The 12276-nt window shown below is 42.5% G+C and carries 11 protein-coding genes; 3 read left to right on the top strand and 8 right to left on the bottom strand.

Annotation, left to right across the window (positions count from 1 at the left end; translation table 11 throughout):
* Nucleotides 1-245: 245 nt before the first annotated feature.
* The 6 genes from CXF83_RS02770 to CXF83_RS02745 all read right to left on the bottom strand — a co-directional run bounded on the left by CXF83_RS02770 (nucleotide 246) and on the right by CXF83_RS02745 (nucleotide 4471).
* Complete coding sequence (locus tag CXF83_RS02770) at nucleotides 246-1370, bottom strand: serine/threonine protein kinase (RefSeq protein WP_101090888.1); 1125 nt, start codon at nucleotides 1368-1370, stop codon at nucleotides 246-248.
* The gene (locus CXF83_RS02765) at nucleotides 1367-1954 is read right to left on the bottom strand and encodes an ECF-type sigma factor (RefSeq protein ID WP_157822905.1); all 588 of its coding nucleotides are present in this window, start codon (nucleotides 1952-1954) and stop codon (nucleotides 1367-1369) included. Before CXF83_RS02765 ends, CXF83_RS02770 begins: the two co-directional genes overlap by 4 nt.
* A gap of 73 nt (nucleotides 1955-2027) precedes the next feature.
* Entirely contained in the window at nucleotides 2028-2720 is a 693-nt protein-coding gene (locus CXF83_RS02760; protein WP_157822906.1) for a metallophosphoesterase, read from the bottom strand.
* 55 nt (nucleotides 2721-2775) lie between these two features.
* Complete coding sequence (locus tag CXF83_RS02755; RefSeq protein ID WP_101090894.1) at nucleotides 2776-3369, bottom strand: hypothetical protein; 594 nt, start codon at nucleotides 3367-3369, stop codon at nucleotides 2776-2778.
* 85 nt (nucleotides 3370-3454) lie between these two features.
* Nucleotides 3455-3781, bottom strand: coding sequence for a hypothetical protein (locus CXF83_RS02750; RefSeq protein ID WP_101090896.1), 327 nt, complete (start codon nucleotides 3779-3781; stop codon nucleotides 3455-3457).
* Nucleotides 3782-4075: 294 nt separating this feature from the next.
* Nucleotides 4076-4471, bottom strand: a complete 396-nt coding sequence (locus CXF83_RS02745; protein ID WP_101090898.1) for a GFA family protein — start codon at nucleotides 4469-4471, stop codon at nucleotides 4076-4078.
* Between the two features lie 1294 nt (nucleotides 4472-5765).
* Between CXF83_RS02745 and CXF83_RS02735 the strand changes: the two genes are divergently transcribed.
* A complete protein-coding gene (locus CXF83_RS02735) occupies nucleotides 5766-6968 on the top strand; it encodes a dicarboxylate/amino acid:cation symporter (RefSeq protein WP_443018871.1) in 1203 nt (400 codons plus the stop codon).
* Nucleotides 6969-7641: 673 nt separating this feature from the next.
* On the opposite strand, the gene CXF83_RS02730 is transcribed toward CXF83_RS02735, so the two are convergent.
* Nucleotides 7642-8445 carry an IclR family transcriptional regulator gene (locus CXF83_RS02730; RefSeq protein WP_101090902.1) on the bottom strand — a complete coding sequence of 268 codons (804 nt, stop codon included), beginning with the start codon at nucleotides 8443-8445 and terminating at the stop codon, nucleotides 7642-7644.
* A 231-nt stretch (nucleotides 8446-8676) separates the two neighbouring features.
* Between CXF83_RS02730 and pta the strand changes: the two genes are divergently transcribed.
* Complete coding sequence (gene pta, locus CXF83_RS02725; protein ID WP_101090904.1) at nucleotides 8677-9729, top strand: phosphate acetyltransferase; 1053 nt, start codon at nucleotides 8677-8679, stop codon at nucleotides 9727-9729.
* Nucleotides 9730-9747: 18 nt separating this feature from the next.
* Entirely contained in the window at nucleotides 9748-10509 is a 762-nt protein-coding gene (locus CXF83_RS02720; protein WP_101090906.1) for a sulfite exporter TauE/SafE family protein, read from the top strand.
* A 5-nt stretch (nucleotides 10510-10514) separates the two neighbouring features.
* Here the strand turns inward: CXF83_RS02720 and CXF83_RS02715 are convergent, their stop codons facing one another.
* Nucleotides 10515-12275 carry a cobaltochelatase CobT-related protein gene (locus tag CXF83_RS02715; protein WP_101090908.1) on the bottom strand — a complete coding sequence of 587 codons (1761 nt, stop codon included), beginning with the start codon at nucleotides 12273-12275 and terminating at the stop codon, nucleotides 10515-10517.
* Between the last annotated feature and the right edge of the window lies 1 nt (nucleotide 12276).

Genomic DNA, 12276 nt, shown 5'->3' with positions numbered 1-12276 from the left:
CTATTTTGACAAGGCGGAGGCTATGTCGTTTAGTCATTCTCCACAAATAGCCTACAACACCGTAAAAATAGCCAAGAAGCGCGGCCCTTCGGGTTCGTTTCAATGCTTTTAGTCTTTTATGGCTAGAATGCGTTACAAGCTTTTCGCTTAGCCAGCTAAGCATCATCGCTCAAGCCTTGTACTAAAAGTATTATTCTTTACCGTAGAGAGTCGAGCAAAAACTAAGATCGAAAGATCAACGGCCCCTAGTTAAATATAATCCACAAACTGGTCGCTACAGAGTAAACCAACAACACACAAGTAAGTGAGGTAAAGGGCTTACGCTTTAATAGCTTTTGGAACAGATAAGGGCCACTTTGTGAAAACTCTTGAACCGGTAAACCTTGCTGGTAATAGCGGATACTTTTCCTAAGTGCTTCTGCATTTGAGTAGCGATGCTCAGGTCTAATCGATAACGCTTTTTTTATAATCGCATTGAGCTCGGTATTATTAAGTTTATCCACATCCATTTTCGTCGCCACTTTATCCGTCAGCAAATAATGTAATATAACCCCCAATGAAAAAACATCTGATTGCGCGGTACATTTTTGACCTAAAACCTGCTCTGGCGCACTCCAATACCGCGTAAAAGCCTGGATGGTATCGTGGCTTTTTTCACTAGCACTCGCTTGATATTTACTGGCCAGACCCAAGTCGATTAACACCAAGTGGCCTTGCTCATTAATAATGATATTCTGTGGTTTTATATCACCGTGGAAAAACTGTTCATGATGAAGGTAACTGACAGCTCGCATCAATTGATCAAATACATTTAGCCTCTCATTTTGGCTAACGTTATTATTGGCTATCCAGCTATCTAATCCTAGACCATCAATGTAATCCATCACAATGCAGGCATGACCTTGTACCTCAGACACCCCGTAAATACTGCACACATTAGGGTGATCTAACGCGATTAAAATAGACGCTTCATTAAAAAATATCGCCTTTTGTTGGCCTGAGTTAAGCTTATTGGTACGGAGAATTTTGACAGCAGCTTTATGTACTTTTTCACTCTCGCAGTCATGGCTCACTAAGCGTTGTTCACCTTGAAACACCAAGCCCATACCGCCAGATTCTGACACTAGTTGGGTAATCGTAAACCCCATCACCTGCTGACCAATAAAGGTATTTTGATCCATCGGATTTTGATTAGAAATTTGCTGAGATAATAATTGGCTACTCGATAGCGGAATATCGTCCACCAAGAGCATTTTTTCAAGCTCAATGGCTGCGGCAGGATAGGCCCTCTTCAACGGTAATAGCCGCTTTTCTTGCTCTATTTTACTTAAACTTGCCAATTCAATGTACAGGGAAACGATATCTATCATTCGCTTAATTTAGCTCTCAGCCATACAGTGGCAAATTTTAAATCACTATCGACGGTTCTAGGAGACAACCCTAAAATATCGGCAATTTGTTGATGCGACACTATGGCAAAATTTTTAAGTTCAAACACTTCAGCTTGTCTTGGATAAGTTTGTTGTAACTGCTCTAATACGGATGACAATGCTAGATTTTCAGTCCAATTAGGCAACAACACATCCGAATCGGATAATTGCGAATTCAAAAACTCATATTTAGCTTTTTGCTTGTTAATTAACGACTGGTGCGGCTTACCAAACAGTAAATGCCACACTGACACGCGTACATAGTCAAAAAAGTCTTGTCGGTTTTCAAAAGGCAGCTCATCGTTACGCCAGCGGTGTAATTTCACCACAGACTCACTCGCTAACTCAGTAATCGAAGCATCATGCAGGATAGTTTCATTTGGGCGATGCTGTGAGAGGTACTTTCCAACTATTGCGCGAATATCTTGATAAGCATAAGTGAGAAATTCCTCACTTTGATCTTTATCCCTATTTTGCCAACCCACCAATAATTCAGTGGCATTATTTAACTCTCTAATTGACACGTAAATCCCTCTATTCGCCACTTATAGACAACCGATAATCATCTATTTATGCTTCAATTACTAGTTATTACAGTTAATTAAGTTCATCCATATTAAAATCATTTAAGTTTATAATGGTCAGCTCTTGTTTTAATGCAAACGTATCAATCCAATAGCGATTATCAAACTGAGTAATATGACTAACAGGGCTATGTCCGTGCACCACATAGTCGATCATATCGATACCTTTACATGATTCATTTTTATGTAAAGGTCGGCTCCATAACACTTGCCAAATATCTTCATCGGACAACTCACCCTTTTGTAGAGTTTGCCAGTCAGGTGGGGCTGATGCATGGCTAATACCAATGTTTTTTCCATTGACACTAATCGTCCGGGTCAATGGCATGGTGATATCAATTAATGTTTTCCAACGCATTAGCACATCAAATCGGTCTAAGTGTTGTGACAACCACTCGCCCCCTTTTTGCTGTAATACATCCCAATACTCAGAGGACTGAAAGCCCAATAAAAACAACTGTTCATGGTTGCCCATTACTGAAAAAAACCACTTCTTGGTTAATAAATTTAAGCATTCAATACTTTCTACACCTTTACTGATGAGATCCCCAGTGCAAAAAAGTCGGTCAATCTGAAAGTTAAACCCCAATGTAAACAATTGCTCATAGAGTCGTTTAATTTGCCCATGAATATCACCGACAATATAATCTTTGCCCAAGACGTTGGCAGTATTAAACACATGCTGTTTTCGAGGTTTAAAATGCATTACTTTGAACCTTAAAAAATGGCCAGTCATCAACTGGCCATTCGAAAATGACAATCTACTTTTGAACCAGTTGAGCCCACAGAGCATGGTTGGTTTTGTAGCCAGGCTTAATCGTTGTAATGACCACTAACACAAGACTGACTAAGAAAAGATAAAGACCAATATCGGTATACTTAAGAGCCTCACCTAACCCACGCATAATGTCTTTTGTTCTTGCTCCACCTAGCATCTGAGTCATCTGAAACATCTCTGCTAATTGCTGGTAAAGTGTATAACCAATAGACACTAGTAATATAAGCAATAAACTGCGTGAAATTAACTGCTTTGCACCCAATAGGTGGCTACACAAAGCCAGAATAACAATCACATATAACCAAGACGGTGTTAGCTCGCTCAGCGGCATACTACTTCCCATAAATGTCATCACGGGGAAAAATGTGCTCAGCAGCATAAAAGCCAAACTAAATACTGCGAAAAAGTTCATTAATTTAATGCTCGCAGTATCGACAGCTAACGCTCTATCTTTAGTATTGGTAAGGGTTACCTTAGCTTGTTCAAAAGCTTGCGACTGCTGTAAATCACTGGTTAACTGCCCTGCGGTATTTCTGGCCTCGCTAGCCAAGTCTAACGCTTTATTCTTTAATGACATGTCTTGTTATCCCTGTTATTTCGGTCTGTTTTTTACCCAAGAAGGTTATACACCTCAAGAGTATTTGGTGGTTGCTGCCTACTGATTAAAGTTGGAGAATGTTAGCGGCTAATAACTCTCGATCTAAACTAATATCATCATCTTCTGCACGCTCAATGATGTACGACAGTTCGCATGCATTCACGATGTCACTTTGTTCACTGGTCATCGATTTAGTCAGGCTTCTCACTCCCGCTTCCTTAAAGCAAGTATTCATCATTTTCATTTTCTGTTGGAAATCACCTGATGAATTCCAATCTTGGATCCAAGCTAATTGATCTTCTTCTGCAGAGCTTCCACAACCGACTAATATGATCGCAGCCAAGCCAAATAACATTGCAGATTTAATGTTGTTTCCAGTATTCGATTCCATCGTTATTCCTTAATTTTGGGTATATATTTTTAATCAATGAGCTAATAGGGAATGAGTTTAAAGAAACAACAGAAAACGATGAGTGACGTAAAATAATTATATTTACGCAAAGAGGATTGAAGATTTTTTGTATTTTGAGGAATTGATTACTGAGTATCAGATTAGAGTGAGACAATTATCGCGAGCTTTTAATAATGACCAAAGCAGCGTTGAGTGTTAGCGGTTCAACCTAGCATGATGAATGGCCTTATTATTTAGTCAGCCAAAGACAACATTGACCATTTGGCTAAGCAGTTACTCCGGCCCCTCTTGAAACAATACAACACCTGTAGGCATTACTTCCCAACTTGCTTTAGAGCCAACAAATATATGTTGGCCAATTTCGATATCTGGAGAGCCATTAACGCAGCCTAACGTAACCTGCAATATCTTCCCATTATGTATGGTGCACAGAGTCGAGCCACAGTGCTTACAAAACTGTAAGCCATAGCCATGCTCACCCACAAACGAAGTCAGTAAACTTTCACCAGAAAGCCACTCGAATTGCTCCGGATCTACAAAAGCAGCTGCGGATGCCTGCGCATTAAATGCCTTGCGACATCGAGAGCAATGGCAAGATTTAGCGTCTCGAAGCTTTCCGTTTAGTTGATATCTAATCTCTCCGCAGAAACATTCTCCGGTGATAGGCATAGCTTTCTCCATGGTGCTCTCGATCTGCTGATAAGTTCATCATAGCCACTGACGTAAAGTGTGCCATGCACTATGACGGTCTATATTTGTCGCTGGCGGCATCAATAATTAAGAATGCTGTTATTACTAAAAATGAAATGAGCCTTTGCTGGATCACTTATAAACTGCAGCTAGTTAAAGCCATAGCTATTACTTTTGTGATTTTTATTAGCTAAATACGCGACAGAAAATGAAGTAACGCCTTGTTAAGTCGGGAGTAAACGATTGCCAAATTTGCAGCAACGTAAGAACGGCACATACTGACGAATCCGCCTTAACAGATTGTTAAGTTTGCCTCTTAAGCAGCCACTTTATTGCCGAAAACAACAAGTGAATAACTGTAACGACAAGCGATACATAAACGAATATTGGGACAAACCAACTTATCGCAGTATCGAAAATAAATTGCCAATTCGTCCCTCCGTCATTGTAAAAAATACCGTTTGGGTTCTCTAGCCGTTCCCACAAAACAATTATCAACGTCACAACAGATGATACCGATAAGCCCACTAATAGCCCCAAAAACCAAAAGTGATTTTTTATGTCGGTTAATTTCAAGAGTTCTCATCCAATTGGTTGAAGTGCCAATCTACTAGGCAACTTAACGCCCTATAACAAGCGAATCATGTACTGACGGGCGACTGGCAAATAACCTTGATGAATCTTAATTCAGAGGCTTGTTTACTTCACACCATATCAGTCGCTTGTTGGACTGAAAAACAGCGCTATTAATAGTCAATAACATACCTAGCTTTCTACTCGAGATCAACGCTCAGCCCTCACCAACTCACTCGCTGAAAGGTTTTCAGCATCCTCCCTGCGGCTAATCACCGAAGAAGATTGATTTGGGAAAATCAGTGTATTAACGATGGTTGTCCTTCTTTTCACTCCCAAAAAGAAGCTGAAACAAAATGTAATCCTGCTTAATTAAGTAAACATCTCAAACTCTTGTTCATTCACTCCGTAAAGAAAAAGCGTTAAACACATGCTTAAATAACGAACGTCAAATACAGATACATGAATCCGCCCTACAAATTATGAATCCGATTTAGCGATATACTAATTTTTACCTATACTTTTTAAAGATAACTCAATGTGGATCTAATATATTTGTAGAAGGAGGACTTAACCACCTATTTAAGTGCTGTTTCACAGTGCCTGATACACGGGTGTGATAGCTTTACGCCTCTTCAGCAAATGCTTAATAGAACAGTTCAACAACGGAGCGAGTGTGGCAATTTCAGATAAAAAATTAATGAACAATATAGGTCTTCAGGTCGTTATTGCCATGATAATAGGGGCATTAGTAGGCCTTTACATGGGAGAAGATGCCGCCATATTTGGACCTTTGGGCACCATATTTATTCATCTGGTTAAGATGCTCGTTATCCCCTTAGTCGTGGTATCTATTATCGCCGGCGCCGCCAGCCTAGGTAACAGCCCCTCAGCGGGTAAGATGGGTATTGGCACTTTTGCCTTCTTTATTATCACCTCAGGCATTGCCGTTACACTCGCACTTGTCATGGGCAACATTTTCAAACCTGGTGCCGGAATTGACTTTAGTGCACACGGTCAATCACTCACCCAGATCACCGCAGAGCAAGGCGCACTTCCCAGTGCCATGGATACTCTGATAGGTATGATCCCAACCAATGTCTTTGAATCAATGACTTCCGGGAATATCCTGCAGATCTTGGTCTTCTGTATCTTCTTCGGTATCGCATTGAGTAAAGTGAAAGGCGATGGTGCCAAACCGGTTATTAAGAGCCTCAATACCATAGTCGAAGCCTTTGTTTGGATGATCAATTGCGTGATGATCATTGCCCCTCTCGGCGTATTTGGTCTGATGGCTGAATCTGTGGGCTCATTCGGCTTTCAGGCTCTGGAAGTCGTATTGAAGTTATTCGTGGTCTTCGTGGTCGCGATTCTTATCTATGCCTTCATCTTCTTCCCGTTGATAGTAAAATTCTTCTCCAACGTTCCGGCGATGAAGTTTATCTCTGCGATGAAGAAGCCTCAGGCGATGGCGTTATCTACCGCTTCATCTATGGCAACACTGCCTGTCACCATGGAAACTTGTGAACAGGAACTCAATATCTCCAAGGCGACCACGGCCTTTGTATTACCGCTGGGCGCGACCATCAACATGACGGGTAACGCCATCTATTATGGCTTAGTCGCCATGTTCTTCGCCCAGATGTATCATATAGATCTGACCACCACCGCCTATGCAGCCATCATCTTCACTTCGACACTAGGCGCCATCGGCCAAGCGGGTGTGCCAGGGCCGTCGTTCTTGGTCGTCGCCGTGCTGCTTGCAGCAGGGATCCCGATTGATGGCCTGCCACTGCTGTTTGCGCTGGACCGTATATTTGACATGATCCGCACCTCACTGAACATTACAGGCGACGCTGTCTGTGCTGTCGTGATGGATCGATTTAATCCGCAACACAAGTAGTCTGCAGTACAAAGATGGCTGACAAAAAAGCCCTTTTACCGATATGTAAAAGGGCCTTTTATTAGAAGCCAGAACCTATTTTGTAGCATGCCACTAAAATCAGAATGTTCAACGGCACAGATGGTCATGCCATCAACAATGGCTGTCCACTTTTCACTCATCTATCGAGCTTAGTCGGAGGCTATTCGTTATGCCATTAACAATGGGTGATGAGAATAAAGGCTTGAGTTATAAGCCGCCAAATCCATTCTGTAAAATAATGGAAAAACTTAGGTTATAGGCTAACTTACATCGATCATCGTGGCCCTATACCCGTTGCATTAAAAGTTTAACCCTTCAGCGGAAATTAAAATCCCTGTAGGCAATATGGGGGATTGAAGCTAATCGTTATTCTATATTAGAAGCCACAACAAAGCTTAAAGGGCTTTGCCATTTGCTTTAAACGTCGACCGCACGACGTGAGCGACTCAGAATGGGGCAAATACTGAGTGCAATTGATATTATTCATTAATGCTTATCAAAATACCGCATTAAAACCCGAGTCGATAACGTTCTCACCGTGGCATCAGCAATGGGCTCAGCGAGCCCATTGCACGCACTAAACATCAATTTACGTTTTTAACAGGGATATCCAAGCTACTTCTAAATCCTAAATTTAAAAGTTATTCGGATATTATGCAGGCCAACTTTCAGCTTCAATAGCAGCTAAGGCTCTAGCTGCGCGCTGTAATGCCGGTAAAAAATGCAGTGCACTTTCTGGCTTTAAACGCATAATCGGTGCCTGAATTGCTAAGCATAAATTAGAGCGTCCAGAGGGGGTTGGTACTAATACCGCTACGCATAATAACCCCGGTAAAAACTCTTCGTTATCGATGGCATAACCTGCATGCCTAACATTATCGAGCTCAGTCTCTAATGCCTCAATATCTGTAATGGTTTTATCGGTATATTGGGTTAACGTTGCATGCGCCAATAATCTTTTTCGCTGAGATGTACTCATCTCCGACAAAAACAACTTACCACTAGCAGAGCAATGAACCGGGACTCTAGAGCCTGATTTCAAATAAAACCTCAGTGGTGCCGCCGTTTCTATTCTATCAAGATAGACAATTTCTCCGCCGGACAACGCGGTAATATTACCACTCTCACCCACATCATCGACAAGCTGGCGTAACACCGTTCGCCTTGCACTATGGGTTGTATTATTCAGTAGCAGTTGCTCTGCCAATCGGCGAAGCCTACCTCCCGTACTGTAATGACGTTCATCACCATCACGCTGAATAATTCCTGCCGCTTCTAGCTGCTGCAACATTCTGTGTAACGTGGGCTTTGGTAAGCCCGTTTCTTCAACTAATCCCTGTAATGAAAAGAACTCATCTCTTTGCGCTATCACTTCCAATAATGAAAATAGACGCAGAGTCGGTGTGTCACCATTAACTTGCACAGCGTGAGGTTGGTCAGTTTGAGAGCCTTTCATATACCTCCATTTTGATTTTTAACCCATGAGAACCATAGATTATAACCATTTTTTTTTGATAATTCATTGACGTTAACCGTGTACACCGCATAGTATCACGAACAAACGCCAATAAACGGAACCTTTTGTCTCATTAATTATTATAGACTATTTATTCTAATCATATATAAAAAAACTAGCACCCGATGTAACTGAAGGATGCTCACTCCCAACCAAAAGAAGACAGTGAATATGAAAGTAATAGATCGAATAATCGAGCAAGCCCGTTTATCACCACGCACGATAGTGCTATGCGAAAGTGACGATGAACGTATTGTTCAAGCTGCCTTACGCGCCAGTAAAGAGAAAATTGCTCACATTATCTTAGTCGGTAAAATCAAAACCATTCTGAAGCTTATCAATGATAACGATGCCACTAATACACTTAATGGGATTACTGTTATCGACCCTGAGCACTCTCCTCTTGTCACCGAGTTTAGTCAGGTATTCTTTGAGAAAAGAAAACATAAAGGAATGACATTAGAAGCCGCAGCACTAGCGATTAAAAAGCCACTTTGTTTTGCTAATCTTCTCGTTGATCTCGGCTATGCCCATGGCTCTGTTGCGGGCGCAGTGAATACCACGACTGATGTGGTCCGCAATGCCATACAAGTAATTGGGGTTAGCCCTGAAGCAAAATTAGTCTCTAGCTTTTTCTTGATGATTATGTGCCAGCCCTTTCATCAACTTAAAGGCGGCATCATCTTTTCTGACTGTGGTCTCGTTATCGACCCCAATGCCGAAGAGCTCGCTGATATAGCCATGGCTGCCGCACGTAATGCCCAAGCTTTACTGGGTGAAGAACCTAAGGTGGCGATGCTCTCTTTCTCTACCAATGGTAGCGCGAAACACTCCGCCGTCGATAAGGTGGTCAACGCATCGAATATCATCAAGGCCGCAATGCCTCACTTAGCCATTGATGCCGATGTTCAACTGGATGCAGCGATTGTAGCGGATATTGCTGAGAAAAAAGGCCCTAATTCTAAGGTGAAAGGCCAATCTAATGTCCTTGTTTTCCCTAATTTAGAGGCCGGGAACATCGGTTATAAATTGGCAGAAAGAATGGCTCAGGCCACTGCTATTGGCCCTTTACTTCAGGGCTTAACCAAACCCGCTAATGATCTCTCACGGGGCTGTAATGCTGGTGATATCTTTTTAGTCATCGCTGTGACGGTAGTTCAAGCTCAAACGATGAATCATTCAGCCCGAGAGCAAAGCAGTCTGCTTACACCAATACCCGCCTGATGTTCTAGGGAGAGCTCCATGACAACGACCTTAGCTTTACTCTTATTGATCATAGTGATTGGTACTTATTTTCAAACCTCTACGGGCTTTGGTCTCGGTATTATTGTCACCGGTACAGCCACTGCACTCGGGCTAGCTGAGCTGAGTTTTATTGCCGCCGTCGTCAGCTTAATCACCTTAGTTAACTGTGCTTTTTCACTACCGGGGAGCCTTAAAGAACTCGATTGGCGTGCCGTCATAGCCGCAGGTATTGCGGTATTTCCAGGGGTGATCATTGGCGTGATTTTGCTGTCTTACTTAAGCGATTTCGCAACCAATATTTTACAACTCCTATTGGGTGTGATGATTATTATTAGTGGAGTCAGCTCAATACTCAGCGCAAAAAATAGCGAAAATCAACTTCGTAGCCATGATGTCACTTTCTTTATTAGTGGTTTCACCTCGGGTTTTACCGGCGGTTTATTTGGTATGGCGGGCCCACCGCTTGTATTTCATTTTTATCGTCAGCCCTTCTCAATGGTTACCATACGTAATATGCTATTGCTGCTTTTTGCTTGCACTTCAGCGACACGTAGCGGCTATCTCGCCTACCAAGGTTTACTCACTTCAGAGATGTTAATCCTATCGGCATTAGCGCTACCTTTAGTGTCTGCGACGACCTTGCTAGCTCGGCGTTATCCTCCCCCGTTAACGCCAAAGACAATGCGTTATATCGTCTTCGTTCTTTTGATGCTACTGGGCAGTTACCTGCTCATATCAGGGGTATTAAAACTACTTTAACCTCATCACCTTTTTGTTGAAGTGATGAGGTCTACTAACGTATTAAACAAAGAGACATCCAGCTCTTGCCCAAGATCAATTGCCAGATTGCGTGGATAATAGGAACTTAAGTCAATTCCTACGCCGACTCCGATAATTTCAACTCCTAGACGTTGTTGAGCAAAGACCACATCTTTAAGGTGATTGTCGAGATAAAGGGGATCATTTGTCTGGTGTGTCGCGGTATCCATAGGGCTACCATCTGAGATAACAATTAATATCTTACGCTGTGTTTCTTGATTTAGTAGCCGCTGAGAGGCCCATTCTACCGCTTCACCATCAATACCCTCTTTATACAGATCGAGTTTAAGCATCGAGGCTAGCCCAAGCCTGCCACTTCTCCAACTCTGTTTAGCCTGCTTAAAGACCAAATGTGATACCGAGTTCAAGCGACCAGGATGCGGCGGACAAGCTTGTCTACGCCATTGCTTTAACGCCGGTCCACCATTCCACGCCCCCGTGGTAAAACCCAACACTTCGGTTTCAACTTTGGCCACATCCAATGCCCGCACCAGAATATCCAGTAGGGTCGCTACTTTATTTGCATGGGTTTTCATCGAGCCTGAGCAGTCGACTAGAAAGCTCACCTGACTATGGATAATGGGTTTTAGGTGAGCTTGATAAAAAAGGGCTGTCTCACTCGGCGAACACACAATTAACGGCAGTCGGCCGCCATCGATATAACCTTCATCCTTGGCTGATTGCCAGCCATCGAGTTCGAGTTGGCTCAGTTTCAGAACGATTTGACGTGCGAGTCGGTTGATATTAATCGTTTGTTGTAAAACCAGTTTATCTAAATGGATTCGATATTCTCGTAACAGCTCAGCACGCACTAACTTGGCGGGAAAAACCACTTTATCAAATTGCGTCGTAAACACATGATAGACCGACTTTACCTTTGAGCGGCCCTTATTGTTATCAATTATACCCGTGGCAATCCCTTCCCCCTCATGGCTAACAACATCGAGTAATATGGCAAAACCTTTAAGCACTTTTTCAGTATTTGTAGCGCCTTCATTAGCCGCTAAAATACGTTGCTCTGTTTCAATCATAGTTTCAATAATATGGGCAATTTCCAGCGCGTAATCCGCATACTTTTGTTGATCCTGCTGGCATCGACGTAAACCGGATAACGGCGTACCAATGGCGCCCGATAACGCCGCTCGAGTATGCTCGATTAAACTTTCGGTTTCAGCTGACACGGCTTGTGCCATCAATCTTGCTCGGCACATTTGAGCTAAGGTATAAAGCAAGATCCCAACGGTGGTATCGGTTAAACCTGAGTCATGAAATGTACGCGACCAATGCCTAAACAACTGATCAATATTAAGCGCCATTCCTGGCCATTGCGGGGGTAATAGGCTCTCGACTCTCGCTTGTTCCAACATTTCAAACACTAACCCCGCGATTTGAGTCTCAGGTTTTAGGCTTTGGTGAAGTACTGTGTCTGAATAAATAAGTCGTAAAGACAAAGCATCTATTCGTCCTTTAATATCAGGTTCATTAAGTGGGAATTCTTGCCAATAATGCTGTAAATGCGGCGCGTAAAATGGCAGCACGCAGGTATCCAGATACAGTTTTACATTACGATATACGCAGTGCTGTGACAGGCCAGTATGGGCAGAAAACGGGCTATTAAAAGTGTTAAGTAAAGAAGTTGCTAACCTGTCTGCACTGCTATCTTTTTTTTGCAGATTTTGTACCGAGTCATCATCGACCAACATCATA

It is taken from the genome of Shewanella sp. Choline-02u-19 (genome assembly GCF_002836205.1).
Lineage (GTDB): Bacteria > Pseudomonadota > Gammaproteobacteria > Enterobacterales > Shewanellaceae > Shewanella.
This window is presented reverse-complemented; position numbering and strand designations above follow the sequence as displayed.

Coding starts and splice junctions, on each gene's coding strand:
- CXF83_RS02770 (WP_101090888.1), bottom strand. CDS start 1,370: ATGATAGATATCGTTTCCCTGTACATTGAATTGGCAAGTTTAAGTAAA.
- CXF83_RS02760 (WP_157822906.1), bottom strand. CDS start 2,720: ATGCATTTTAAACCTCGAAAACAGCATGTGTTTAATACTGCCAACGTC.
- CXF83_RS02755 (WP_101090894.1), bottom strand. CDS start 3,369: ATGTCATTAAAGAATAAAGCGTTAGACTTGGCTAGCGAGGCCAGAAAT.
- CXF83_RS02750 (WP_101090896.1), bottom strand. CDS start 3,781: ATGGAATCGAATACTGGAAACAACATTAAATCTGCAATGTTATTTGGC.
- CXF83_RS02745 (WP_101090898.1), bottom strand. CDS start 4,471: ATGCCTATCACCGGAGAATGTTTCTGCGGAGAGATTAGATATCAACTA.
- CXF83_RS02735 (WP_443018871.1), top strand. CDS start 5,766: ATGAACAATATAGGTCTTCAGGTCGTTATTGCCATGATAATAGGGGCA.
- CXF83_RS02730 (WP_101090902.1), bottom strand. CDS start 8,445: ATGAAAGGCTCTCAAACTGACCAACCTCACGCTGTGCAAGTTAATGGT.
- pta (WP_101090904.1), top strand. CDS start 8,677: ATGAAAGTAATAGATCGAATAATCGAGCAAGCCCGTTTATCACCACGC.
- CXF83_RS02720 (WP_101090906.1), top strand. CDS start 9,748: ATGACAACGACCTTAGCTTTACTCTTATTGATCATAGTGATTGGTACT.
- CXF83_RS02715 (WP_101090908.1), bottom strand. CDS start 12,275: ATGATGTTGGTCGATGATGACTCGGTACAAAATCTGCAAAAAAAAGAT.